Here is a 23859-nt window from a genome sequence, read left to right as displayed (position 1 = left end):
TCTTGGTCAGCCGATCTGCGCCTGCCAGCTGATGACCTTGTTACGTCCGCCCGCCTTGGCCTGGTACAGGGCCTGGTCGGCGTGCGCTACCAGCTGCTGCGCCACCGTTTCGATGGGTAGCAGTGCCGCGTCCGCTTCCAGGCTGGCCACGCCGATCGACACGCTGACCCACGCTTGCGCGCTGCCCGGCAAGTCAAACATGGTGCTGGCGATGCTGGCGCGGATGCGTTCGGCAACGAAGGTCGCGCTGTCGAGGTCGGCATCGATCAGCAGGACGACGAATTCCTCGCCGCCGAAGCGGCCCAGCGCATCGGAACGGCGCAATTCCGTGCGGATGCGCGTGGCCACTTCGCGCAGTACTTCATCGCCGCCCTGGTGGCCATAGGTGTCATTGACCAGCTTGAAATGGTCGATATCGATATACATACACGAAATGCAATAATTCTGGCGCCGCGCGCGGCCGATTTCTTCCAGCAGCCGGCGGTCGATATAGCGGCGGTTATAGACGCCCGTCAAGGAATCGGTCAGGCCGATGTATTTCAGCATTTCATTGCTGATCACGTTTTCCAGGCAAATGGCGATGATGGAGGCCATGTGCTTGATGAAATCCGTGCCCAGCGAAGGCGTGAAGCGCGTCATGTCGCCGCTGGCCAGGTTCAGGCTGCCAATCAGGCGCTTGTTGCGCAGCAAGGGCACCAGCGCCACGCTGCGCAGGGGAGCGTCGATGCCCGGAAAACGGGGGCCATGCACGGCGGCGTCGAACTGTCCCAGCAGGGGCAAGGGCGGCAAGGCCGCTTCCCCTTCGGCCACGGGCTTTGGTGCAGCAAAACCCAGCTCCGCCACGGCATGCACGAACAGCAACTGCGGAAAGGCGCTGAAATCGACGCCCAGTTTTTCCATCACCAGCACGATATCGTCATCCTCGTCGAGCAGGCTCAAGGTGACGCCGTCGAGGTCGGAGATCACGGGCAAGGTACGAAAAATGGTGCCGATCAGTTCGGGAAAGGTGGACGCGCTGACGATTTCCAGGTCAAACGCCTGGTGGCGGCACATGATGTCGTGGTTGCGCTCAACCTGTTCCAACAGGAAAGCCATGCGCGCGCGCAAGGCCTGGTTTTCGGCTTCGAGGCTGGCAATGCGCGGGTCCGGCGGTATTGCTTGATTCATAAAAACCTTAAACCCTTCTGTACGGGCGCCATGCTTAAAATGCCAGTTCGAAACCGATGTCCTGCCCCACCACGATGCGCTCGTCGCCGCCGTCGGTGACGATGGCGTTCATGCCGAAGCAGATGGCGCCATCGAGTTCGGGCTTGGCGCGATAGCCATGCATGACGTCGAGCGGGTCCGGTCCGGGCACGCCCGTGGCCTGGTCCACCGACGGGATCGGGCAGCGCGAGCACGGCTTGACGGGTTTTAGCACGGTGGCGCCGAATTGCAGGAACGCGGCGTAGTCTTCCTCGAAGGCGCCGATATCGCCGATCACCAGATTGGGACGGAACCGGTTCATCGGCAGCGCCTCGCGGCCGGCGGCGCGCAACTTGTCATTGACGTCGTCGAGCGAAGCACTGCCGGCGATCAGCACCGGGTAGCCGTCGGCAAACATGGTCGCGGCGGCAATGCCATTCGTCCATTCCCTGCTGGTGGCGCGCACCACGTCCGGGTGAAAGCGCACCAGGCGGCACGGCACGCCGATGGCGTTGGAAAACCAGGTGGCCGTGACGTCGTCGCAATCGTAGGCGCGCACGCTATCGTCCCACACTTGCACCTCCAGCATGGGCGCCAGTTGCGGATGCGGCAAGCCCAGCTCGATTTCCAGGCGCAACATGCCCGGCGCGCGCAGCTCCAGCGTGGTGGCCTTGATGGAGGGCACGATCAGCGCCATGCGCGGATGTTCGCGCTGGGTCAGGAAGCGGCCCTGCGCATCGACCACCATCCATTCGCGGTCGAACACGTGCTCGCTCATCAGCCCGGAATGCGTGAGCACTGCCTCCTGCAAGTGGATGCCGGCGCACGATTTGATCGGATACAGGATGATGTCAGACAGGATAGCCATGAACAGGGGACAAGGAACAGTATTGCTGCTTCTGCCAGTAAATTATTCAGATGCGAAGTATGGCAGCAAAGCGGGCTAGCGTAAATCAGCCAAGCCCAGCCGCAGTGGCTGGGCCGGCGTGACGGCGATCAATAGGTATAGAAAATACGCTGGATTTCTTGCGTACTGTTGGTCTTGGTCAAGGCCAGCATCAGCAGGATGCGGGCTTTTTGCGGGTTCAGGGTGTCGGAGACGACACTGTCGAGTTCATCGTCGTTGGCTTCGCCATTGCGCGCCACGATGCCCTGGCCGACGCGGCTGGAGCGCACGATCAGCACGCCCTTCTGGCGCGCTTCCACCAGAGCCGGCTTCATTTGCGCGGCCACGCTGCCATCACCCACGCCCGCGTGGATGATGCCCTTGGCGCCGGCGGCAATAAACGCGTCCATGCCGACACGGTTCATGTTGGCGTAGCCATACACGATGTCCACTTGCGGCAGGGCATCGAGCTTGCTGATGTCAAATTCCGATTCCAGGGTGTGCTTGCGCGTCGACTGGCGGTAGAAAAAGGCCTTGCTGCCCTGGATGTAGCCAAGCATGCCCAGTTCCGGCGACTTGAAGGTGTCGGTGGTCGAGGTGTTCGTCTTGGTCACTTCGCGCGCCGCGTTGATCTGGTCGTTCAAGGCCACCAGCACGCCCTTGCCCACGGCTTCCTTGCTGCCAGCGAGCATCACGGCGTTGTACAGGTTGATGGGACCATCGGCCGAAATGGCGGTCGATGGCCGCATGGCGCCCACCACGACCACGGGTTTGTGGCTCTTCACGGTGAGGTTCAGGAAATACGCCGTCTCTTCGATGGTATCGGTGCCGTGCGTGACGACCACGCCATCGACATCGTTCGAGGCCAGCAGCACGTTGATGCGTTTGGCCAGGGCCAGCCAGTGGCTATTGCCCATGCTTTCGCTGGCGATCTGGAACACTTGCTCGCCTTTCACATTCGCCACTTTTTTCAGTTCCGGCACGGCCGCGATCAGGCGCTCGACGCCCACGGTGGCCGAGGTGTAGCCGACGGTGGTGGTGCTGTCGGCGCCACTGCCGGCGATGGTGCCGCCCGTGGCCAGAATCACCACATTCGGCAATTTGACGGCCGCTTGCTGCGCGCGCGCAGGGGACGCGGCGATAAAGCCCATCAGCAAGGTGGTCAGCATCAGCTGTGCACAAGAATGGAATTTGCGTGAAAACATGGTGCTCCCGTGAGGTGTACTGTCAAAAATAACAACGTCGTGTGCAAATTATATGTCATCCATGCCGGGGGAAATCTCCAATTCATGCGTAGCGCGCAAACGTGCGCACCTGCGCATGCGCTACAGTGGCGCCATGTCCACACTACTCTGCCTGCGCGCTTGCCTCGTCCTGCCACTGGTCTTGATGGCGCTGGGCGCCTGCTCCACGCAAACCGAACTGCGCATGGCGGCGCAGCAGGAGCAGTTCGCACGCGAGGCGGCCAGCCAGGGCGACTGGGAGCGCGCCATGCGCAGCTATGCGGCTGCGGCCGACAATGCCGAATTGGGCCATGGCGACTTCGCTTGGCAGGCGCGCTTGCATCACCAGGCGGGACGCGCCGCCAGCGGGGCCTGCCGCTCCGATGCGGCCGAATTTCATTTCCGCCAGGCCATCGCGCTGGCAAAGAAAAGCGGTCAATCGAGCGCCCTCAGCGACAAGGCGCTGGAATCGCTACAGGCCGGCAAACCTTGCACAGTCCTTCGATGAACACCGCCCGCACCTTGTCGGCCGCCTGCGCCCTCTTCGCCGCCATGGCGCCGGCGCAAGCCGCCGCAGCACCGCTGCCCTTATGGGAAGCGGGCGTCTTCGGCGGCACGGCCGTCACGCCCGCCTATCCCGGCGCCAGCGAACGCTCGACGCGCAGCCTGGCCCTGCCCTATTTGATTTATCGCGGGAAAGTGCTGCGTGCTGACCGCTCAGGCGTGGGCGCGCGCCTGCTCGACACGGAGCGGGTGGAATTCGACGTGGGTTTCGCCCTGTCCTTGCCGGCCAGATCCAGCGACGTGCCGGCCCGGCGCGGCATGCCGGACCTGGGCACCCTGGTGGAATTTGGCCCGCGCCTGAAAATCAAGCTGGCCGAACCGACCCGCAACAGCCGCCTGGGCCTGGAACTGCCCTTGCGCGCCGTCATCGAGGCGCGCGGCGGCCTGCGCCGCCAGGGCGCCACGTTCGAGCCACGCCTCGTGTATGCACTGCAAGGCGATCAGCAGGCATGGCACGTCGATGCCAGCCTGGGCACCGTACTGGGCAATGCCGCCATCAACGATTACTTTTATGGCGTCAGCCCCGCGTTTGCCACCGGTCAGCGTCCGGCGTATGCGGCAAAAAGCGGGCTGATGCTCACGCGCCTTGGCCTGGGCGGTTCCTACCGGCTGCACCGGGACTGGCGCGCCTTTGCCTTTGTACGCTACGACACTTACGCAAGCGCCGCCAACCGTAGCAGCCCCCTGCTGCGCCAGAACAGCGGCACCTCGGCCGGCATCGGTCTGATGTGGACTTGGCGCCGCTCGGACAGCCTGGCGCGCGGCCCGCACGACTAGCCGGCTTAAAAGTCCGTCGTGGCCGACAGCATGAAAGTGCGCGGCGCGCCCAGCCCCAGGCTGGTCCATTGCGGCAACGCCCAATACGCCTTGTTGCCCACGTTGCTCACGCTGGCGCGCACGGTCAACGGCCGGCCGGTGGCGCGGGTGGCGTAGCGCGCGCCCAGGTCAAATACGCTGCGGCCCGGTACCGACAATGAATTGTCTTCATTGATGTATTGCTTCGATGCCACCGTCGCGTTCGCCGTCAGGGTCAGCCCCGGCACCGGCGGCGCATCCCACTCCACGCCCAGCTTGGCCTGCAGCTTGGGCACACCCGCCGCCTGCTTGCCCTGGTTGACGCCGTCATCCGTCCTGGCCAGGGTCGGATCCACATAGGCGATACCGCCCATCAGGCGCATGTCGCGCACGGGCGAGCCGAAAAAGCCCCAGTCGACGCCGCGGTTGCGCTGCTCGCCGCCAAACGAAAAGATATTGCTGACCGGGTCCACATAGCTGCTGGGACGCTTGATTTCGTACACGCTGAGCGTATGGGCGAATTCGCCCAGGTCGACCTTGACGCCGGCCTCCATCTGCTTCGATTTATACGGGGCAAACACTTCGCCCGCGTTGGCCGCCGTCATGGGGGCCGTCGCACCCTGACTCAAGCCTTCGATGTAATTGGCGTACAGCGAAACATTCCTGGCGGCTTTGACCAACAGGGCGACGGCCGGCGTCGTGGCAGCGGCGTCATAGCGGGAGGTTCGCGCGCCCGTCTTCACGTTGAAGCTATCGTTGAGCACTTCCTGGCGCCGCAAGCCCACCGTCAGTTGCACTTGATCCTGCGCAAACGACAGGGTATCAACCAGACCAACACTGGCCAGGCGCAATTCCGTCTTCGAAATTTGCGGTGCCTCGAAGCGGGTCGCTGGACCCCAGACGGGATGGTAGATATTCGTGATCCAATCTTGCGCCAAGGTATTCCTGCGGCCGAACTGCTTGTCCGTGTGGTGGTAATACGTCGCGTTGGCCGCCCATTGATGGCTGATGCCGGCTGTGCGGAACTTGCCCTTCACGCCCACTTCCGCTGATTGTTTTTCCAGCTTAAAACCCAGGTCGGCCAGATTGGTGCGGTAGTCGCCGGCCGTATTGAACACCTGGATCAGGTAGGCGCCCGTCGACTGGTAATCGGCCTTGCCAGCGCCGATGGCGGCATACGCCATCAGTTGTTCGTTGACGTCATATTCGCCGCGCAGCATGGCGCCCTTGTCCTTCGTGTCATAGAAGGCCCAGCTGGGATTGAGCAAGGTCTCCGCTTTCGGCGGACGCGGCACGGGCAGTCCCGCGACCAGGTTGACGCCACGGTTCAAGCCACGCGCGCGGTCTTCGCTGCTGTACAGGTCGGCGGACACGCGCGCGCCAACGCCGCGCCAGTCGAGTCCCACGGATGCGAGCTGGGTCTTCTTTTTCTGATGCTCGATAGCGCCATCGCCGTCGCGGTAGACGCCGTTGATGCGGATGCCGAATTGCTTGTTTTCACCAAAGCGCTGGCCCAGATCAACATGTCCACCGAACTGGGAATCCGAGATATACGACGCCGTCACGCGCGCCAGCGGTGCATCACCCGCGCGCTTGGGCACCAGATTGATGCTGCCGCCCACCGAACCGCCCGGCGGCATGCCGTTGAGCAAGGCCGACGGGCCTTTCAGCACTTCGATGCGTTCGAACATCTCGGGCGAGGTACGGTACACGGGCGAGACGCCGAACAGCCCGCCGAACGCGACGTCGCTGGTGCCGGAACTGAAACCGCGTATCGAGTAATTCTCGCCGATGATGCCCGTCATGCCGCTGCTGAAGACGGTGGGATCGGCGGCCGAGATCACATCGGTGATATCGCGCGCTTGCCGGTCTGCGATGAAGGTATCCGTATAGCTGATGGTGTTGAACGGGGTTTCCATGAAATCCTTGTCGCCCAGAAAACCCACGCGCCCGCCGGACGCCACTTGCCCGCCTGCGTAGGCATCGGTGACAGTGTTGCCTGTGCCCCACACCGTCACGGCCGGCATGGTTGCGGCGGCCTCTGCACTGGCGCTGTGCGCCAGCTCGCGGCGCAGCGTGTAGCTGCCATTGCCCTCGCGCACAGCCTGCAAGCCGTGTCCGCGCAGCAATTCGTAAAATCCTTCGGGCACGCTGTAGCTGCCGGACAGGCCGGCGCTGTGCTTGCCCTGCAGCAAACCTGCATCGACCGTCAGTTCGACGCCTGCCTCGGCAGCAAAGGTGTTGAGCGCCAGGCCCAGTGCACCGGCCGGCACGCTGAACGCTTGCCGGACTTGCGCCGCTTGCGCAAAGGCCGGCGGGGCCGCCACGCTCAGCGCCCCCATGGTCAGGCCCGTGACGAGCGCCAGTTGCACGGCAGTGGCGATACGGTTCAGGTTCAAGGCGGGAAGGTGGCGTGTCGCCATGCGTGTTGCCATAAGTTAAGTCCTTTTCAGATTGGATGATTGCTTGTTCTCACCCTATCTCCCGAACGAAAAGGCAAAACCCTCAATGCAAATACGAATCATTAAAAAAATAACTTATATTATTCATACCCCTTGAGCACATCGTCGATCACCCGTTTCAGCGACGTCACGCTGGCTGCCGTGATGTACCAGGCATCGGCATCGACGAAGACGACACGGCCATTCTTCCAGGCATTAGTCTGGCGCAAGAGCGGATTGGCCATCTGTTCGGCCGTCATGACGGGACGGTGTTCCATCACGGCCGTACGGTCGACAACATAAATGATGTCGGGATTGGCTTGCTGGATGAACTCACTGGAAATGGGCTGCCCATGCAAGCCCGCTTCGATGGCCGTGCTGGCCGGTTTGACGCCGAGCGCATCGAAGACGAAGCCGTAGCGCGACTGCACGCCGAATGCACTGAAGGCGCCGTTGTTGTGCAGCACGATCAGCGCCTTCTCGGGACGCTCCTGCATCACCTTGCGCGCGTCCGCCACCTTCGCATCGAGCTCGGCGGCCTTCTGGCGAGCAAGGTCTTCCTTGCCGAAGATACGTCCCAGTGTCAGCAAGTGTTGCTTGACCACCTCGATGTGCTTGCTCTCGCTGTTCTGGTAATCCACGTCGAAGTGCAAGGTGGGCGCGATCTGGCTCAGCTCATGATAGTGGTTGGCCTGGATCGAGGTCATCAGCACCAGGTCGGGCTGGAGCGCGTGGATATGTTCGAGATTCGGCTGCACGATGGCGCCCAGGTCGCGGATGTCCTGGTCGTCCTTGTAGCGGGTGAGAAAGTGCGGCACGTAATCCTTCACCATGCCGGCCACGGGCACGCCCAGCTGGTCGAGGAAATCGACTTCATTCATGTCGAGCACGGCCACGCGCTGCGGCCGCTTGTCGATCACTGTCGTGCCCAGCTTGTGCACGATGGTGATGGGAGCAAACGCCGGCTGTGTGGCCGAGGCGGCAGGCGCCGGCGGTACGCTCGCCGTCTTGTCGGTACAGCCTTGCAAGACCGCCATGGCGGCGAGCAGCACGGCGGTTGCCAGACGGGGTTGGTTGCAGATCATCTCAAGCTCCTGTGGGGGTAAAGTAATTGCAGACGCAGCCGCGTTCGTTGCGCACGATGTGGAAATCGATGTCGTACAGGGCGCGCAAGCGTTCCTCGGTGACAACCTCGTGCGCGGGGCCAGCAAAGCGCACGGCGCCGCCCTGCATGGCGACGATGTGGTCCGAGTAATTGGCGGCGAAGTTGATGTCGTGGATCACCAGAATCACGGTGCGGCCCTGCTCGTCGCACAGGCGGCGCAGCGCGCGCATGATCTGCACGGCGTGTTTCATGTCGAGGTTGTTGAGCGGCTCGTCAAGCAGCAAAATGTCCGTCTGCTGGGCAATCGTCATGGCCAGGAAGGCCATCTGGCGCTGGCCGCCGCTCAGTTCATCGACATACGCGGCACGCAGCGCTTCGAGCGACAAAAAGGCGATCGCCTCATCGATGGCGAGCCGGTCCTGTGGCGTCAGCGTGCCACGGCTGTAGGGGAAGCGGCCGAAGGCGACCAGTTCTTCCACCGTCAGGCGCAGGTTGAAATCGGGCGACTGGCGCAGGGTGGCCACTTGCCGTGCATAGTCAGCAATGCGCATGTCCGCGATGCTGCGCCCGCCAAGCAGAATTTCCCCCTGACCCGGCTCCAGCAGACGCGCGATGAGCATCAGCAAGGTGGTCTTGCCGGCGCCGTTGGGGCCGATCAAGGATGTCACTTTCCCCCTGGGAAACTGCGCGCTGACGTTGTCCAGCACGCGCCTGGCACCGTAGCTTTTTTCAATCTGTTTGACGTGGATCATGTGGTGCCTCGGGTGCGGACCATGAGCGCCAGAAAGTACGCGCCACACACCAGGTTGACAAGGATGCCGACCGTGGTCCGGTAGTTAAAAACGTGCTCGACCAGCAACTGGGCGGCCAGGAAGATGGCGATGGCGATGGCGCAGCCCAATGGCAAGGTCACGCGATGGCGCGCCGTGCGGGCCAGGGCATAGCTTGTGTTCGCCACAAAGATGCCCATGAAGGCCGTCGGACCCAGCAGACTCGTCGACACCGCCACCAGCACGGCGATCAGCGCCAGCTGCAGCTGCACCATGCGCCGGTAATCGATACCGAGCGAGATGGCTTGCTCGCGCCCCAGCGCCAGCACGTCGAGCGCCGGCAAGGTTTTCAGCACGGCCACGCAGGCGGCGCCCACCAGCAGGGCCGCAGTCAGCAATTGTGCGGGTTGCGCCTTGTTGAACGATGCCTGGCTGAATCCTTGCAAGATGGCAAATTCGCCGGGACTGATGCGCAGCTGGATGAACTGGGTAAACGTGCCGATCACCATCGTCAGCACGAATCCCAGCAGCAAGAGGAAATACACGTTGTTCTTGCCATCACGAAACAGCCAAGAGTGGATGGCCCAGGAATACGCCAGCATCAGCGCGATCGACACGACAAAATTGCCGTTGTGTCCCAGCAGCACCACGCTGTGCATGCCCATCGCCAGGATCAGCAGCGACTGCAGCAGCAGGTACACGGCTTCGTAGCCCATGACGGCCGGCGTCAATATCCGGTTGCCGGCGATGGTCTGAAACACGATGGATGAGACCGCCACGCAGACGCCACCGATGACGATGGCGGCCAGACGCGACAATCGTTTGGGAATGACGTAATCAAAATCGAGATTGGCGCCGAGGAAGAGGAAGGCCAGCGCCAGGGCACACACGACCAGCCACAGCGTCCGCTGCTTGAATAGCCGCTTCATCGGCGCCCCCGGATGATCAATATGAGGAACAGCACGCCGCCCACGCCACCCGCAGTCAGGCCGATCGGTACCTCGAACGGGTAGATCAGCAAGCGCCCGGCGATGTCGCAGGCCAGCAGCAGCGAGGCGCCGCACAGGGCCACGATGGGCAAGGTGCGGCCCAGGTTGTCGCCATGGCGCAAAGCCACCAGGTTCGGGATGGCCAGCCCGACAAACGGAATCGCCCCTACCGTGATCACCGTGGCCGCCACGGTGACGGCCACCAGCATCAGGCCCAGCGCCACCGTGGCCGCATAGTTCAGGCCGAGGCTGGTGGCCATGCCTTCTCCCATGCCCAGCACGGTAAAGCGTTGCGCGTACAGATACGTGAGGGCAACGATGGGCAAGATCAGATAAATGATTTCATAGTTGCCCTGCACGATGCGCGAGAAATCGCCGAGCAGCCAGCCCTGCATGCTTTGCAGGATGTTGTTGCGGTAGGCATAGAACTCGGCCACGGCACTCAGTACGCCGCCATACACGAGGCCGATGACGGGCACCAGGATCGTGTTCTTGAAGCGGATGCGGCGGATCAGCGCCACATACAGCAAGCTGGCGGCAAAGCAAAAGGCCAGCGCGAACGCCATCTTGCCCGCCGTGCCCGCTGCGGGCGCCACGGTCAGCGACACGAGAATGCCCAGCTTGGCCGCGTCGAGGCCGCCCGAGGTGGCCGGCTCGACAAATTTGTTGCGCACGATATGCTGCAGGATGACACCGCAGACGGACAGGCCCACACCCGTCAGCACCAGCGCCGCCAGGCGCGGCAGGCGGCTGGCCGTGAGGGTCAGCCATGCATCCTCGGACGACGACAGCAATTGGCTCCACTCCATCTGCCTGGCGCCCACCAGCAGCGAAGCACCGCACAGCAGAAAAAACAAGAAAAACCAACGCACGCGTGTCAAATGCCGGACTCCGTTCCAGGCTGGCGCGCGGGCGCGGCGATGCGCCAGCCCTTGGCCGCCCGGCGCTGAGCCAGGAAATGCGCATACAGGCCGTTCTGTGCGCGCAAGGTGGCTGGCGCGCCCTGCTCGCGGAGCGTGCCGCCATCGAGCACGACGATCTGGTCGGCCATGGCCACCGTCGACAGCTGGTGGGCGATGACGATCAGCGTGCACTTGCCGCGCAGCCGCGCCAGCGCCTCGGCGATGGCGGCCTGGTTTTCCGCATCGAGCGCGGCTGTCGCTTCGTCGACCAGCAAAATCGGCGCATCCTTGATCAGCGCGCGGGCAATCGCAATGCGCTGGCGCTCGCCACCGGACAGACGCGCGCCGCCCTCGCCCACGGGCGTATCGAGTCCCTGCGGCAGGCGGGCGATGATTTCGGCCACGCCCGCCTGGCGCGCCGCGTCCAGCACTTCGGCATCGCTCGCGTCCGGCTTGCCTATGCGGATGTTGTCGCCGATGCTGCCGTGGAACAAATAGCTGTCCTGGAAGATCTGGCTGATCTGCCCGGCCAATTGCTCGCTGGACAAGTCGCGCACATCGACACCGCCCACCAGCACGCTACCCTGGCTGGCATCGAAGAAACGCGCTATCAGGCGTACTAACGTCGTCTTGCCGGAGCCGGAAGCGCCGATCAGCGCCGTCATGCTGCCCGGTGCAATCTGCAGATTGATGTCCGTCAATACGTCAGGCTGATCCTGTGCATAGCGGAAAGCCACGCCGCGCAGCTCGACGGAACCATCGCGCGGCGCTTGCGGCGCTGGAGCTTCCGGCAAGGGCTGCACGGCGAAAATGTCGCGCGCAGCGTCGAGCGGGCCGCGCGCGCCGCGCAGCACTTCGCCATAGCTGGCCACTTCCTGCAGCGGGTCGACAAAGCGCACCACCAGCAGCAGTGCCACGATGACAGAAATAGCGTCACCCGCAGCAGATGGCGCACCCAGCAGGCTCTGCAGCCACAGCGCGGCAGCGGCCAGCAAGGCGGCGAAGATGGCTTGCACGGCCCAGGCGTTGAGCACCGACGACAGGGCCGACAGATAGATCAGCCGCGTGCCGGCGTGGCGTTGCTCGTCGATGGCTTGCCGCAAAAAACGCGTGCCGTCGCCACCGCCGTTACCATCGCCGTTACCATTGAAAGCGCGCAAGACGGATTGCGCTTGCGCAAACTCCACCAGGCGCTGGCTGGTCTGGGCAAAATGCCGGTGGTAGGCGTCGTCGGCGCGCTGGCCCAGGTGCGCCGTGAGCCGCAAGGCGCCCGCCAGCAGGGGCAGCGCCAGCAGCGCCATGACGCCCAGCTGCCAGTGCAGCGCGAACAGCGCGGCCACCAGCACCAGGGGCGTGACGGCGCCGCAAATGACGGGCGTGAGCACGTGGGCCGGCAGTTGCGCCACGTTCATCATGCCCTGCGTGATGACGTGGCCCAGTTTCGCCGTGTTGTCCGGCGTGAACCAGCCGACGGGCAGGCGTGCCACGTGGTCGCCCAGGCGCTGGCGCGCCCCTTGCAGCACCGTCACGCCGACGCGCACGCCCGCCTTTTCCACCTGGCGCCGCCAGCCCCAGCAAGCGACCAGCCCGGCCAGCAGCACCAGCAGCCACAGGGCCGCGCCGCCCGTGTCACCAGCCAGCAGCCGGCCCAGCGCCAGCACCAGCGCGGTGATCGTCAGCCCGCTGAGCACGCCATACGCGAGCGCCATGGCACAGTAGCGGCGGAAAACAGGCGCATCGTCGCCCAGCAATTGTATGAAAGTCTTCAGCATGACGGGCTCGCCTCTTCCTGGGTATCCTGATAGCCGCCCAGCGTCCACAGTTGCGCATAGCGGCCCTTGTCTGCGAGCAATCCGGCATGGCTGCCCTGCTCGACGATGGCGCCGTTCTCGACGACGATGATGTGGTCGGCGTGCATGATGGTATCGAGCCGGTGCGCGATCACCAGCAGGGTGCGGCCCAGGGCAAAGCGCGACAGCGCGTCCTGGATCGCCACTTCGTTTTCCGCATCGGCCGCCGCCGTGGCTTCATCGAGCACCAGCACGTTTGGATCGAGCAGCACGGCGCGGGCGATGCTGACGCGCTGCAACTCGCCGCCAGACAGTTGCGCATCCTCGCCGATCACGGAATCGTAGCCGCGCGGCAAGGCCAGGATGCGTTCGTGGATGTTCGCCAGGCGCGCCGCCTCTTCGATCTCTTGCGCGCTGGACGAGGGCCGGCCCAGCGCGATGTTCTCGCGCACGCTGGCGTGGATCAATCGCACTTCCTGCAGCACGAAACCGATGCGCCGGTACAGCTCGGGTGTGGCGATGTGCCGCAGGTCGACGCCACCGAGGGTGATGCGCCCCTCGCTCGGGTCGAAAAAGCGCAGCAGCAGCCGCGCCAGGGTCGACTTGCCGGAACCGGAGGCGCCGACGATGGCCGTCACCGTGCCAGGACGCAAAGTCAGCGTGATGTCCGACAGCACCTTGTTGTGACCATCATAGGCATAGCTGACGCCTTCCAGGCGGATCTCGGTGCCGTTCGGCAATTGCTGCTGATCCGGCGCTGGCTGCGCCAGCACGGGCGTATCGAGCAAGGTTTGCACGCGCTGGGCGGCGCCGGTGGCGTTGTTGAGGTCGTGCGTCAGGTAATGCAACAGCAGCATGGGCGCGGAAATGCCGGGCGCCACCAGGGCGAACGGCAGGATGTCCACGGGGGCCATCGCCCCAAGGGCCACGAAGACGGTGCCGGCAAGCACCACCACGCCCAGCACGGCCACGGGTGCGATCAGCGCATTGGCATTCGCCATCGAGCCGACCAGGGGGCGCGTGAATGCAGCAAACGCATCGGCAAAAGCGTCGACGGCAGCGCGGTAGCTGCCATGCGCGCGGCCCGTGGCGCCGAAGGCCTTGACCACGGGAATGCCATTGACGAACTCCACCACCGCATTGTTGATGCGCCCCATGCCGGCGACGAATTGCGCCATATTGCTCCCGCTGGCCTTCATGGCCCGGCCGAAGAACAGGAAAAAGCCGGGGAATGGCAATAGCGAGACGATGGCCAGGCGCCAGTCCATGGCGAACAGGTACACCACCGAGATAGCGATGGCGCCGACGGCGCGTCCCGTCGTCGTGTAGAAGTGCGCGGTGAGACTGTGCAAGGTATGGATGTCATCCTGCATCGCCTGCTTGACCTCGCCCGAGGCCCGGCTGGTGAACCAGCCCAGCGGCACTTGCCCCAGGCGCTGCATGGCTTGCAAGCGCAATTGATGGGTGAGGCGGTTATCGGCCAGGTGGGCGGCCAGCTCGCCCAGCGACATCAGCGCCATGCCGGCAAACAGGCAAGCGACGCTGGCGACGATGACGGGCCAGAGCTCGCCTTGCGCCAGTACAGGGTCCAGGGCGATTTGCGCGATGTGCGCGATACCCGCCAGCGGCACCAAGGTGAGCATGGAACCCGTGCCGGCGAGCACAGCAGCGACGATCAGGCGGCCGCGGATGGGGTGCAAGATCCGGCTGATGGGGCCGGCTTGGCGGCTTGGGCTACTCATGGGAAAAGCGGAAAAAAACGTGCATAAGGTCTATGGATAAGGGTGGCTCTTACCTATATCCCGAACGAGAATGCAAAACCCTCAATCGGGCCCGTGAAATTGTCAGGCAGCAGCCTGGGGTATGGCTTGCACCGTCACCCAGTAGCGCGTGCGCGCAACAATCTGCACCGGCAAGGCCAGCGCCAGGTTGTGCAGCGCGCGGTCCGTATCGCGCAAGGAAAACACGCCGTTGACGCTCAGGCTGGCCACGGCCGGGTCGCAGCGCAGCAGGCCCGGCCGGTAGCGGGCCAGTTCCGCCAGCAGGTCATCAAGGCGCATGTTGTCGGCCACCAGCACGCCCTTGGTCCAGGCTGCGGCGCTGGCGGAGGCAGGCGCGCCAGACTGCACGATGTCGGCCGAGAAGACGGCGCCCTGGCCCGTGGCGATGCGCACGGGCCGCTCCGGTGCATGCGCGAGGCGCACCTCGACGGCGCCCTCGAAGACGGCGACGCGCGACGTGTGTTCGTCTTGCCGCAAAGTAAAACGCGTGCCCAGGGCCCGCACCGTGCCGTGGCGGCCCTGCACGCGGAAAGGCCGCTGCGCCGGGTCGTGGGCCGTGGTGACGAGGATTTCCCCTGCCCGCAGGATCAGCCGGCGCTCGCTGGCGTCGAAGCGCACATCGATGGCAGAAGCGGAAGCGAGCATCACGCGCGTGCCGTCAGGCAACATGATTTCGCGAATTTCCCCTTTCTCCGTAGCGTGGCCGGCCATGGCCACTTGCCAGGCATCCATGCCGCGCGCCGCATACAGCATGCCGCCCACGGGCAACAGCACGGCCAGCACCTTCAGGGCACGGCGGCGGTTCAGGTAGGCGGCGCAGGCCGGTTCGCGCAGTGCATGGCGGGCCACCTCGCGCGGCACGCTGTGCAGCTTGCCTTCGAACGCTTGCAGGCGCTGCCAGGCGAGGTCGTGGTGCGGATGGGCAGCGCGCCAGCGGGCGCACTCGGCCTGGTCCTCGTCGCTGGCGTCATCGGACCACAGACGCGCCATCCACCGGGCAGCCTGCTGGACGATGGCGGGCGCAATCAGCACTTCCATGGCTCAGGCATCCTGCCCATGCAAGGCCTGGTAGCAGACCAGCAAGCCGGCGGCGATGTATTTTTCAACAGACGAAACAGATACTTGCAGTTCGGCGGCGATGCCGCGGTAACTCATACCGTCGAGTTTGCATAGCAGCAAGGCTTGGCGCGCCTTGGCCGGCAGCCGGTGCAGCACGGCGTCGATTTCCGCCAGCGCTTCCAGCACCAGAGCGCGCTCTTCCTCGGACGGCGCCAGCGCTTCGGGCACCAGGGCCAGCACTTCCAGGTAGGCCGCTTCGATCTGGCGGCGGCGGTACAGGTCGATGACCATGCCGTTGGCGATCTGCGTCAGATGACGGCGCGACTCCCCGGCCGGCGGTACGCGGCCCGTCTTCATCAGGTGCAGGTACACGTCGTGCGCCAGGTCGGCTGCATCGAAGGCATTGCCCAGCTTTCGGCGCAACAAGCCCCGCAGCCAGCCATGGTGGTCGGTGTACAAACTGCTGACTTGCTGCTGAAGCGCTAACTCGGCGGTGCTCACGTTACCCTTCCTGTGGTCGATGGCCAGCGGAACCGCAGGCGCACAAATATAAATGAGAATTATTCTCATTGTACGCGGAGTCACAAGGAAAGCGCAATACGGCGACGCGCAGCAAACGCTGTCAGTGCTGTTGTTGGACCGGCCTCAGCAGCCTGAAGGCGGCCCACAGCGAAGGCCGGTAGACGTGCAGTGCGGCCGCCAGCAGCACGCACCATGCCAGCGGGGCAAGCGGCCCCAGACGCTGCGCAAAAAACGCATGGCTCTGGTGCAACTGACTGCCCACGCCAGGCCGTCCGTCTTGTCCGCGTGATGCACGCGGCGATGGGAAGGAAATTTGCTAAAATATCCTTTGTCATGTGGTTTAGCAACACAGACAGCAGCGTCTTTCACAAAACCACAGCGCCTGTCGCTCAACAATATGCAGCCAGCCCTATCCGACCGGAAGCGGCCGTTGCGAACAAAGGGCAGTAAGCATGAACGACATTCACCGCGCCGGTACCGCCGCACGCGCAGCCCAGCCTGCGCTCCTGAAAGCGGGAGTACTACAGGAAGCCATCTTCAGCAGCCCCTATTTTTCCTGCATCGCCACCGATGCACAGGGTGTGATCCAATTATTCAATGTCGGTGCCGAGCGCATGCTGGGCTATCAGGCAAACGAGGTGATCGACCAGATTACGCCGGCCGGCATATCCGATCCGGCCGAGGTCATCACCCGCGCCGCCGCCCTCTCGCAAGAACTCGGTACGCTGATCGCTCCCGGTTTTGAGGCGCTGGTCTACAAGGCGTCGCGCGGGATCGAAGACAGTTATGAGCTGACGTATGTGCGCAAGGATGGCAGCCGCTTCCCGGCGATCGTCTCGGTGACGGCGCTGCGCGATGCGGACGACGCCATTCTCGGCTATCTGCTGATCGGCACCGACAATACCGTGCGCAAGCATGCGGAGCAGGAGCGCGAGCTACTCAATCGCGTGCTGAGCGACAATAGCATCGAACTGGAAAACGCGCGTGCGCAAGCGGACAAGGCCAACCGCGCCAAGTCGGAATTTTTGTCGAGCATGAGTCATGAGTTGCGCACACCGCTCAACGCGGTACTGGGCTTTGCCCAGCTGATGGCGTCGGACACGCCGCCGCCCAGCGCCTCGCAGCAACGCTCGCTGGAGCAGATCCTCAATGGCGGCTGGTATCTGCTACGCCTGATCAATGAAATTCTCGACCTGTCGATGATCGAATCGGGGCGGGTCGCCATGTCGCGCGAGGCGATGGCGCTCACCGAAGTCTTGCGCGATTGCCGCGCGATGATCACGCCGCAGGCGCAAAAGCGCCACATCACGCTGACCTTCCCTTCGCTCGACCAGCCGTTCTACGTACATGCCGACCTGACGCGCGTCAAACAAGTGGTCATCAACCTGCTGTCGAATGCGATCAAATACAACCGCGCGGGCGGCAGCGTGCTGGTGGAATGCAAACCGCGTGGCGACAAAGTGCGCCTGAGCGTGCGCGACACCGGCAACGGCCTGAGCGCCGAGCAATTGCAACAATTATTCCAGCCGTTTAACCGGCTGGGACAGGAAGCCGGCGTCGAGGAAGGCACCGGCATCGGCCTCGTGGTCACCAAGCAACTGGTCGAGCTGATGGGTGGCACGCTGGGGGTGGAGAGCGAGGTCGGGGTCGGCACGCTGTTCTGGATCGAATTGGCAGCCTCATCTGCTCCTGAACTGCAACTCGGCGAGCATGCCGGGAATATGGGCCGGAAGCCATCGGCTGATGCGCCGCTCGATGCGCCGCGCCGCAAGGTGCTGTACGTGGAGGACAATCCGGCCAACCTGATCCTGGTCGAGCAATTGATCGCCCGCCGCAGCGACCTGGGCATGCTCAGCGCCGTCGATGGCCACCTCGGCATCACGCTGGCGCGCCAGCACCAGCCCGACCTGATCCTGATGGACATCAACCTGCCCGGCATCAGCGGCACCGAGGTGCTGGGCTTGCTGCGCGTCGATCCGCTGACGGCGCACATCCCCGTCATCGCCTTGTCGGCCAACGCCCTGCCGCGTGACGTGCGCAAAGGCCTCGACGCCGGCTTCCTGCGCTATCTGACCAAGCCCATCAACGTACCCGAGTTCATGGAGGCGCTCGACACGGCGCTCAGCTTGACGACAGCGTCGGCAAAGGGCGCCACAACGCCATAGCGTGCTGTACGCGCGCCAGAAACAAAAAAACCTCGCAAGCTGCGAGGTTTTTTTTATCTGCCAGACGTCTAAGTTTAGACGTTGAACAGGAAGTTCAGCACGTCGCCATCCTTGACCACGTATTCCTTGCCTTCGGCGCGCATCTTGCCCGCTTCCTTGGCGCCGGCTTCGCCCTTGTAGGCGATGAAGTCGTCATAGGCGATGGTTTGCGCGCGGATGAAGCCGCGTTCGAAGTCGGTGTGGATCACGCCGGCCGCTTGCGGTGCCGTGTCGCCCACATGGATGGTCCAGGCGCGCACTTCCTTCACGCCCGCCGTGAAGTAGGTTTGCAGGCCCAGCAGCTTGTAGGCGCTGCGGATCAGGCGGTCCAGGCCGGGCTCTTCCAGACCCATGTCGGCCAGGAAAGCGCCCTTGTCGGCGGCATCCAGATCGGCGATTTCCGCTTCCATCGATGCGCAGATGGCGACGATGGGTGCGTTTTGCGATTGTGCGTAGGCCGTCAGCTGGTCCAGCAGCGGGTTGTTGGTAAAGCCCGTGTCGGACACGTTGGCCACGAACATGGCCGGCTTGGCCGTGATCAGGCACAAGGGCTTGATCAGTTCCATTTCGTCGGCGTCCAGGCCCATCGCGCGCACCGGTTTGGCGTCGTTCAGGTAAGGCATCATGCGTTCCATGATGGCCAGCAGCTTGGCCGCGTCCTTGTCGCCCGAGCGGGCTTTCTTGTTTTCGCGATGAATCGCTTTTTCCACGGTGCCCATGTCGGCCAGCGCCAGTTCGGTCTGGATGACTTCGATATCGTCGAGCGGGCTGATCTTGCCGGCCACGTGGATGACGTTGTCATCTTCAAAACAGCGCACGACGTTGACGATGGCGTCCGTTTCGCGGATGTGCGACAGGAACTGGTTGCCCAGGCCCTCGCCCTTCGATGCGCCAGCCACCAGGCCGGCGATGTCGACGAATTCCACGATGGCGTTGACCGTGCGTTCCGGCTTGACGATGGCGGCCAGGGCATCCATGCGTGGATCCGGCACTTCAACGACGCCGACGTTCGGCTCGATGGTGCAGAACGGATAGTTTTCAGCCGGAATGCCGGCTTTCGTCAGTGCATTGAACAGGGTGGACTTGCCGACGTTCGGCAAGCCGACGATACCGCATTGGAGACTCATGGAAAACCTTTAATAATCAAAGCACATGGCGCCGTCTATCGGCGTGCTTGCCGTGCTGTTAGGGAAAACGGGGCGATGGTTCGCCATTTTCCGGGAATGGTGCGTGTGCTGCATTTCAAGGGGTCAATTGTACCCCTGACAGGCGCGCTTCAAAAGCCCGATGATGGGCAAATGACGCCAAAACAGCCGTATCGTGACGCCATCAGGCCCTGTTCTCAAGCCGTATGCAGCTTCATGGTCGCCGCCTCGAACTTGCCTTCGACGATCTGCGGCATCACCTGCAAGGATTTCTCGATGGCTTGCTCGATCAGTTCCTGGTCTTCGCGGCGCGGCCGGTGCAGCACGAAGTCGGCCACCTGCTGCTGCAGGCTCAGGGTGCGCGGGTGACCGATGCCCAGGCGCAAGCGCCAGTAATCCTGCGTGCCCAGCGCGGCCGTGATGTCTTTCAAGCCATTGTGGCCGCCGGCCGAGCCGCCCTTCTTCAGGCGCGCAATGCCGGGCATCAGATCGAGCTCGTCGTGCACGACCAGCACTTCATCGGCGGCGATCTTGAAAAAGCGCGCCAGCGCGCCCACGGACTGGCCCGAGCGGTTCATGAAGGTCAGCGGTTCGAGCAGCCAGACTTCCTTGCCGGCGATCGACGTTTTCGCCAGCATGGCGTTATAGCGCGAATCGCGCTGCAAGCGCGTGCCGGGCAAGCTGTTGGCAAGATTGTCCACCAGCCAGAAACCGGCATTGTGGCGGGTTTGTTCGTATTCGGGTCCCGGGTTGCCGAGGCCGACGATCAGGCGTATGGGCATGGCTGTGTCTGCAATGAAAAAGAAAACATTATCGGTGAAAACAGGCAGAAAAAAACCCGCGCGGCGAACCTGGCGGGTTTTTCCTTGCAACTACCGCATTGCTGCGGCGGCAAAATTACTTCTTGTCGGCGTCAACAGCAGCAGCGGCTTCAGCTTCGGCGGCAACCGCGCCAGCTGGAATCGAAGCGGTAGCGATGGTCAGGTTGTCGCCATGGGCGACAACGGTCACGCCAGCTGGCAGGACCAGGTCGCCGACGTGCAGCGAGTGACCGACGTCGATGTTCGACAGGTCAACGTTGATGAATTCCGGCAGTTGGCCTGGCAGGCACGAAACTTCGATTTCGTTGGCTACGTGGCTGATGGTCGCGCCGTGCAGTTTGACTGCTGGGGAAACGTCAGCGTTGATGAAGTGCAGCGCCACTTTCACGTGGATAGCTTGCTTCGAGTCAACGCGCTGGAAGTCAGCGTGCAGAACCAGTTGTTTGTATGCGTGGACTTGGAAGTCGCGCAACAGAACTTGCTGGGAAACGCCGTCGATTTCCAGATCCAGGATCGACGAGTGGAACACTTCTTTTTTCAACGCGTGGTACAGGGCGTTGTGATCCAGCGAGATCAGCACCGGGGCTTCAGCGCCACCGTAGACGATACCAGGGGTTTGGCCGGAAATGCGCAGGCGGCGGCTCGCTCCGGAACCTTGCAATTCGCGTTTAAATGCGATAACTTTCATGTGAAACTCCAAGAAGAACAAGGCTTGCGCCTTGTGTTATGAAGATTCCCGCGACCAGGAATCTTCGGAAATGGGCGCAGACGCGCCCCGAAAACTAAAACACTGCGGCGCAACAGGCAAAAAGCCGGTCGCGCCGCAGGCATTACGTCTGTTGCTGCTCTTACCGAATTAATCGATGAACAGCGAGATGACGGAGTCACCCTTGATGATGCGCTTGAACGTCTCGGCCAGCAGCGGCGCGCACGTCAATTGACGAATCTTGCCGCAGGCCAGGGCCGCTTCGGACAGGGGGATCGTATCGGTCACGACCAGCTCATCGAGTGGCGAAGCCGAAATACGGTCGATCGCCGGGCCCGACAGCACCGCGTGCGTGCAATACGCCACGACTTTTTTCGCGCCGCGCTCTTTGAGCACTTCGGCAGCCTTGGTCAGGGTGCCTGCCGTGTCGACCATGTCATCCATGATCACGCAGTTGCGGCCTTCGACTTCACCGATGATGTTCATCACTTCGGACACGTTCGCTTTTGGACGACGCTTGTCGATGATGGCCAGGTCGCAGCCCAGGCGTTTTGCCAGGGCGCGCGCACGTACCACACCGCCGACGTCCGGCGACACCACCAGCAAATCCTGGTAGTTTTTCTTTTGCAGGTCGCCCAGCAAAATTGGCGAAGCGTAGATATTGTCGACTGGGATATCGAAGAAACCTTGAATCTGGTCAGCGTGCAAGTCCATGATCAGGACGCGCTCGACACCGGCTTCTTCCAGCATGTTCGCCACCACCTTGGCCGAAATCGCCACACGCGCGGAGCGTGGACGACGGTCTTGGCGGGCGTAGCCGAAGTAAGGAATCGCGGCAGTGATGCGGCCAGCGGAAGCACGTTTCAAGGCATCAACCATCAGCATGATTTCCATCAGGCTGTCGTTGGTTGGAGCACAGGTGGATTGCAAAACAAAAACATCCTTGCCGCGCACGTTTTCGTTAATCTCGACCATTACTTCGCCGTCGGAGAATTTCGAAACGTTTGCTTTACCGAGAGGAATGCCGAGGTTTTTTGCGACCCCCTCTGCCAACGCTGGATTCGCGTTGCCGGTAAAAACCATCAGGTTTTCGTAAGCCATGGGAGTCCCAAGAGGTGATATAGAAGTCTTGAAAAGCACTAACCGGGCATAGGCCCGGTCAGTCATTGTTTAGAATATGCCGCGTGGCGACATATCTGCTTTTTCCCGCACTGGACGCTGACTTCGCATCGACAGACTACGGTGAAATGGTGGCAGGGGAAGAAGGATTCGAACCTTCGCATGCTGGAATCAAAATCCAGTGCCTTAACCAGCTTGGCGATTCCCCTACGTTACTGACTGCTTGCCGTCATGTTGGCCAGTATTATACCGACTATTTGACGCTAAGCAAAATCTTTTTTTGCTCTCTACAGCATGGTGAGCATCGGGTGGCGACTCAGCGCTTTTGCCTTCCAGGCGATCCAGACTGGTGGCACATTGCTGAGCACCGCATCCGCTTCTTCCTGACTGCCAAACGCACTAAACACACAAGCTCCGGAACCAGTCATCCTGGCCTCACCGTAAGCACCCAGCCATTCTACCGCATCTGCTACCGGCTTGAAAAGACTGCATGCTACTTGCTGTAAATCATTCTTACCAAACCCGCCCGCATCGTTTCCTTCTGCGAGGTACCTGGAAAAGTCCGCTATTGTGACGGGTTCGGTATTTCTCGTCAAGCCTTCCGCGCAAAAAATTGCAGCGGTGGGTACTTGCACGCCCGGCTCGATCACCACATACCAGCATTCTGGCGTGGCGACGCTCTGCAAGGCCTCGCCCACGCCTTCGGCAAAGGCATTCTCGCCAAAGATGAAAAACGGGATATCGGCGCCCAGCGGCAAGCCCAGCGCCATCAATTCCTCGCGCGTCAATCCAGCCTGCCACAGGCGGTTCAAGGCCATCAGTGCCGTGGCCGCATCGGACGAGCCGCCCCCAGACCGCCGCCCATGGGCAGCACCTTGTCGATGGCGATATCGACGCCGCGCGGCAAGGCGCCCTTGCGGCGCCGCACTTCGGCCTGCAGCAATGTCGCTGCGCGGATGATCAGGTCCTGCTCCTGCGGCACGCCGGCGAGCGCCGTCACGCGGACAATCGCCGTGTCGTCGCGCAGCGCAAAGTGCAAGGTGTCGCCATGGTCGAGCAATTGGAACACCGTCTGCAGGAGATGGTAGCCATCGGCGCGGCGGCCGTTGACGTGTAGAAATAGGTTCAGCTTGGCCGGGGCCGGGCAATGGTTCAGGGTCGTCAGTGTCATGGTGCAGGTGCGGAAGTGGCGGGATCGAGCACGATGCGCAGCGAGACGGCATCGGCCTGCGCGCTGGCATTGCGTTCGGCATCGATACGCCGCGGTTGGGGCAAGGCGCCCGGTGTATTGTCGGCCGCATTTTGCCCTACTTCTTGCCACGACACATAGCGCAAACGCCAGCCGTCTTTGGTCGTCACGCTGTCGTTCGCGGGCGAAGCGACAAAGCGCTTGCCATCGGCGCCCACGGCGTATCCCTGCAGCCAGTCGCGCAAGCCCGACACGGGCAAGGACCAGCCCAGCATCTGCGCGGAGAGGGTATCGACATCGGGCGCACTGCGCGGCGCCTTGCCGCTTTGCGTCAACACAGCCTGCTGCGGCGTGACGGCAATCGTCGCCAGGGTGCTGCCGACGGGCGAATACAGCGTCACATCCGTGCGCTGCGCCGTCTGCTGCCAGTTGAAATTGACGGTGGCCGATTCGGGCTTGTCATCCTTCTGGTACACGACGTTCAGGCGGCCCGTCAGCTCCACCTGCTCACGGTAGGGCGCGACGGTTTGAGCGGATGGCGCGGCGCCGGACGAGAATGGGGAAGTCAGGGTCGAGCAGGCCGAGAGGGACAGGCACAGGACAGTCAGGGGGATGAAGTTTTTTGGCATGGGGAATTTTTTGAGCTCACCCCAAGTGCAAAAT

20 protein-coding genes, 1 tRNA gene and 1 pseudogene are annotated in these 23859 nt (G+C 62.9%); 3 read left to right on the top strand and 19 right to left on the bottom strand.

Going from position 1 to position 23859, the window contains the following annotated elements:
• Positions 1-6 precede the first annotated feature (6 nt).
• The 3 genes from CNX70_RS03645 to CNX70_RS03635 form a co-directional block, all read right to left on the bottom strand.
• Positions 7-1167: a GGDEF domain-containing protein gene (locus CNX70_RS03645; protein ID WP_096233515.1), complete on the bottom strand. Its 1161-nt coding sequence runs from the start codon at positions 1165-1167 to the stop codon at positions 7-9.
• A gap of 34 nt (positions 1168-1201) precedes the next feature.
• On the bottom strand, positions 1202-2053 hold the full coding sequence (locus tag CNX70_RS03640) for an MOSC domain-containing protein (RefSeq protein ID WP_096233513.1): 852 nt from the start codon (positions 2051-2053) through the stop codon (positions 1202-1204).
• Positions 2054-2181: 128 nt separating this feature from the next.
• Positions 2182-3276 (bottom strand): type II asparaginase, encoded by a 1095-nt coding sequence (locus tag CNX70_RS03635; RefSeq protein WP_081344939.1) that lies wholly within the window; start codon positions 3274-3276, stop codon positions 2182-2184.
• Between the two features lie 133 nt (positions 3277-3409).
• Here CNX70_RS03635 and CNX70_RS03630 point away from each other — a divergent pair, with 133 nt between their 5' ends.
• Together CNX70_RS03630 and CNX70_RS03625 are read left to right on the top strand one after the other, a co-directional pair.
• Positions 3410-3802 (top strand): hypothetical protein, encoded by a 393-nt coding sequence (locus CNX70_RS03630; protein WP_157750890.1) that lies wholly within the window; start codon positions 3410-3412, stop codon positions 3800-3802.
• The gene (locus CNX70_RS03625) at positions 3799-4635 is read left to right on the top strand and encodes a MipA/OmpV family protein (RefSeq protein ID WP_096233509.1); all 837 of its coding nucleotides are present in this window, start codon (positions 3799-3801) and stop codon (positions 4633-4635) included. The genes CNX70_RS03630 and CNX70_RS03625 overlap by 4 nt, the downstream gene beginning before the upstream one ends.
• A 5-nt stretch (positions 4636-4640) precedes the next feature.
• Here CNX70_RS03625 and CNX70_RS03620 read toward each other — a convergent pair whose 3' ends face one another.
• The 9 genes from CNX70_RS03620 to CNX70_RS03580 all read right to left on the bottom strand — a co-directional run bounded on the left by CNX70_RS03620 (position 4641) and on the right by CNX70_RS03580 (position 15991).
• Positions 4641-7076 (bottom strand): TonB-dependent receptor, encoded by a 2436-nt coding sequence (locus CNX70_RS03620; protein WP_244199024.1) that lies wholly within the window; start codon positions 7074-7076, stop codon positions 4641-4643.
• 119 nt (positions 7077-7195) lie between these two features.
• Positions 7196-8179, bottom strand: a complete 984-nt coding sequence (locus CNX70_RS03615; RefSeq protein WP_096233504.1) for a siderophore ABC transporter substrate-binding protein — start codon at positions 8177-8179, stop codon at positions 7196-7198.
• Position 8180: 1 nt separating this feature from the next.
• Complete coding sequence (locus CNX70_RS03610; protein WP_096233502.1) at positions 8181-8951, bottom strand: iron ABC transporter ATP-binding protein; 771 nt, start codon at positions 8949-8951, stop codon at positions 8181-8183.
• Positions 8948-9898 (bottom strand): iron chelate uptake ABC transporter family permease subunit, encoded by a 951-nt coding sequence (locus CNX70_RS03605; protein ID WP_096233500.1) that lies wholly within the window; start codon positions 9896-9898, stop codon positions 8948-8950. The genes CNX70_RS03610 and CNX70_RS03605 overlap by 4 nt, the downstream gene beginning before the upstream one ends.
• Positions 9895-10815 carry an ABC transporter permease gene (locus tag CNX70_RS03600; protein WP_279629344.1) on the bottom strand — a complete coding sequence of 307 codons (921 nt, stop codon included), beginning with the start codon at positions 10813-10815 and terminating at the stop codon, positions 9895-9897. The genes CNX70_RS03605 and CNX70_RS03600 overlap by 4 nt, the downstream gene beginning before the upstream one ends.
• A gap of 20 nt (positions 10816-10835) precedes the next feature.
• The gene (locus CNX70_RS03595) at positions 10836-12632 is read right to left on the bottom strand and encodes an ABC transporter ATP-binding protein (RefSeq protein ID WP_096233496.1); all 1797 of its coding nucleotides are present in this window, start codon (positions 12630-12632) and stop codon (positions 10836-10838) included.
• The gene (locus tag CNX70_RS03590; RefSeq protein WP_096233494.1) at positions 12626-14392 is read right to left on the bottom strand and encodes an ABC transporter ATP-binding protein; all 1767 of its coding nucleotides are present in this window, start codon (positions 14390-14392) and stop codon (positions 12626-12628) included. The genes CNX70_RS03595 and CNX70_RS03590 overlap by 7 nt, the downstream gene beginning before the upstream one ends.
• Positions 14393-14494: 102 nt before the next feature.
• On the bottom strand, positions 14495-15469 hold the full coding sequence (locus CNX70_RS03585) for a FecR domain-containing protein (RefSeq protein WP_096233492.1): 975 nt from the start codon (positions 15467-15469) through the stop codon (positions 14495-14497).
• 3 nt (positions 15470-15472) lie between these two features.
• Entirely contained in the window at positions 15473-15991 is a 519-nt protein-coding gene (locus CNX70_RS03580; protein WP_096233490.1) for a sigma-70 family RNA polymerase sigma factor, read from the bottom strand.
• 473 nt (positions 15992-16464) lie between these two features.
• Here CNX70_RS03580 and CNX70_RS03575 point away from each other — a divergent pair, with 473 nt between their 5' ends.
• On the top strand, positions 16465-18177 hold the full coding sequence (locus tag CNX70_RS03575; protein WP_096233488.1) for a PAS domain-containing hybrid sensor histidine kinase/response regulator: 1713 nt from the start codon (positions 16465-16467) through the stop codon (positions 18175-18177).
• Between the two features lie 74 nt (positions 18178-18251).
• Here CNX70_RS03575 and ychF read toward each other — a convergent pair whose 3' ends face one another.
• The 7 genes and pseudogenes from ychF to CNX70_RS03540 form a co-directional block, all read right to left on the bottom strand.
• Positions 18252-19343 carry a redox-regulated ATPase YchF gene (ychF, locus tag CNX70_RS03570; protein ID WP_096233486.1) on the bottom strand — a complete coding sequence of 364 codons (1092 nt, stop codon included), beginning with the start codon at positions 19341-19343 and terminating at the stop codon, positions 18252-18254.
• 215 nt (positions 19344-19558) lie between these two features.
• The gene (pth, locus tag CNX70_RS03565; protein WP_071079737.1) at positions 19559-20143 is read right to left on the bottom strand and encodes an aminoacyl-tRNA hydrolase; all 585 of its coding nucleotides are present in this window, start codon (positions 20141-20143) and stop codon (positions 19559-19561) included.
• A 115-nt stretch (positions 20144-20258) separates the two neighbouring features.
• On the bottom strand, positions 20259-20870 hold the full coding sequence (locus CNX70_RS03560; protein ID WP_096233485.1) for a 50S ribosomal protein L25/general stress protein Ctc: 612 nt from the start codon (positions 20868-20870) through the stop codon (positions 20259-20261).
• A 168-nt stretch (positions 20871-21038) separates the two neighbouring features.
• A complete protein-coding gene (locus CNX70_RS03555; RefSeq protein WP_034753270.1) occupies positions 21039-21989 on the bottom strand; it encodes a ribose-phosphate pyrophosphokinase in 951 nt (316 codons plus the stop codon).
• A gap of 150 nt (positions 21990-22139) precedes the next feature.
• A tRNA-Gln gene (locus CNX70_RS03550) sits at positions 22140-22216 on the bottom strand.
• A 78-nt stretch (positions 22217-22294) separates the two neighbouring features.
• Positions 22295-23178, bottom strand: a pseudogene (gene ispE, locus CNX70_RS03545) (4-(cytidine 5'-diphospho)-2-C-methyl-D-erythritol kinase).
• A complete protein-coding gene (locus CNX70_RS03540) occupies positions 23175-23825 on the bottom strand; it encodes an outer membrane lipoprotein LolB (RefSeq protein WP_096233483.1) in 651 nt (216 codons plus the stop codon). The pseudogene ispE and the gene CNX70_RS03540 overlap by 4 nt, the downstream one beginning before the upstream one ends.
• Positions 23826-23859: the final 34 nt, after the last annotated feature.

The organism is Janthinobacterium svalbardense (assembly GCF_002327145.1).
In the GTDB taxonomy this organism is placed as follows: domain Bacteria; phylum Pseudomonadota; class Gammaproteobacteria; order Burkholderiales; family Burkholderiaceae_D; genus Janthinobacterium; species Janthinobacterium tructae.
Note: the sequence above shows the minus strand (reverse complement) of the source record. Positions and strands in the feature narration are given on the sequence as shown.

Excerpts from the sequence above, each read along its gene's own strand:
- CNX70_RS03555 (WP_034753270.1), bottom strand. The coding sequence starts at position 21,989 with ATGGCTTACGAAAACCTGATGGTTTTTACCGGCAACGCGAATCCAGCG.
- CNX70_RS03645 (WP_096233515.1), bottom strand. The coding sequence starts at position 1,167 with ATGAATCAAGCAATACCGCCGGACCCGCGCATTGCCAGCCTCGAAGCC.
- ychF (WP_096233486.1), bottom strand. The coding sequence starts at position 19,343 with ATGAGTCTCCAATGCGGTATCGTCGGCTTGCCGAACGTCGGCAAGTCC.
- CNX70_RS03590 (WP_096233494.1), bottom strand. The coding sequence starts at position 14,392 with ATGAGTAGCCCAAGCCGCCAAGCCGGCCCCATCAGCCGGATCTTGCAC.
- CNX70_RS03560 (WP_096233485.1), bottom strand. The coding sequence starts at position 20,870 with ATGAAAGTTATCGCATTTAAACGCGAATTGCAAGGTTCCGGAGCGAGC.
- CNX70_RS03635 (WP_081344939.1), bottom strand. The coding sequence starts at position 3,276 with ATGTTTTCACGCAAATTCCATTCTTGTGCACAGCTGATGCTGACCACC.
- pth (WP_071079737.1), bottom strand. The coding sequence starts at position 20,143 with ATGCCCATACGCCTGATCGTCGGCCTCGGCAACCCGGGACCCGAATAC.
- CNX70_RS03625 (WP_096233509.1), top strand. The coding sequence starts at position 3,799 with ATGAACACCGCCCGCACCTTGTCGGCCGCCTGCGCCCTCTTCGCCGCC.
- CNX70_RS03595 (WP_096233496.1), bottom strand. The coding sequence starts at position 12,632 with ATGCTGAAGACTTTCATACAATTGCTGGGCGACGATGCGCCTGTTTTC.
- CNX70_RS03620 (WP_244199024.1), bottom strand. The coding sequence starts at position 7,076 with ATGGCGACACGCCACCTTCCCGCCTTGAACCTGAACCGTATCGCCACT.
- CNX70_RS03540 (WP_096233483.1), bottom strand. The coding sequence starts at position 23,825 with ATGCCAAAAAACTTCATCCCCCTGACTGTCCTGTGCCTGTCCCTCTCG.
- CNX70_RS03585 (WP_096233492.1), bottom strand. The coding sequence starts at position 15,469 with ATGGAAGTGCTGATTGCGCCCGCCATCGTCCAGCAGGCTGCCCGGTGG.
- CNX70_RS03575 (WP_096233488.1), top strand. The coding sequence starts at position 16,465 with ATGAACGACATTCACCGCGCCGGTACCGCCGCACGCGCAGCCCAGCCT.
- CNX70_RS03615 (WP_096233504.1), bottom strand. The coding sequence starts at position 8,179 with ATGATCTGCAACCAACCCCGTCTGGCAACCGCCGTGCTGCTCGCCGCC.
- CNX70_RS03605 (WP_096233500.1), bottom strand. The coding sequence starts at position 9,898 with ATGAAGCGGCTATTCAAGCAGCGGACGCTGTGGCTGGTCGTGTGTGCC.
- CNX70_RS03610 (WP_096233502.1), bottom strand. The coding sequence starts at position 8,951 with ATGATCCACGTCAAACAGATTGAAAAAAGCTACGGTGCCAGGCGCGTG.
- CNX70_RS03640 (WP_096233513.1), bottom strand. The coding sequence starts at position 2,053 with ATGGCTATCCTGTCTGACATCATCCTGTATCCGATCAAATCGTGCGCC.
- CNX70_RS03630 (WP_157750890.1), top strand. The coding sequence starts at position 3,410 with ATGTCCACACTACTCTGCCTGCGCGCTTGCCTCGTCCTGCCACTGGTC.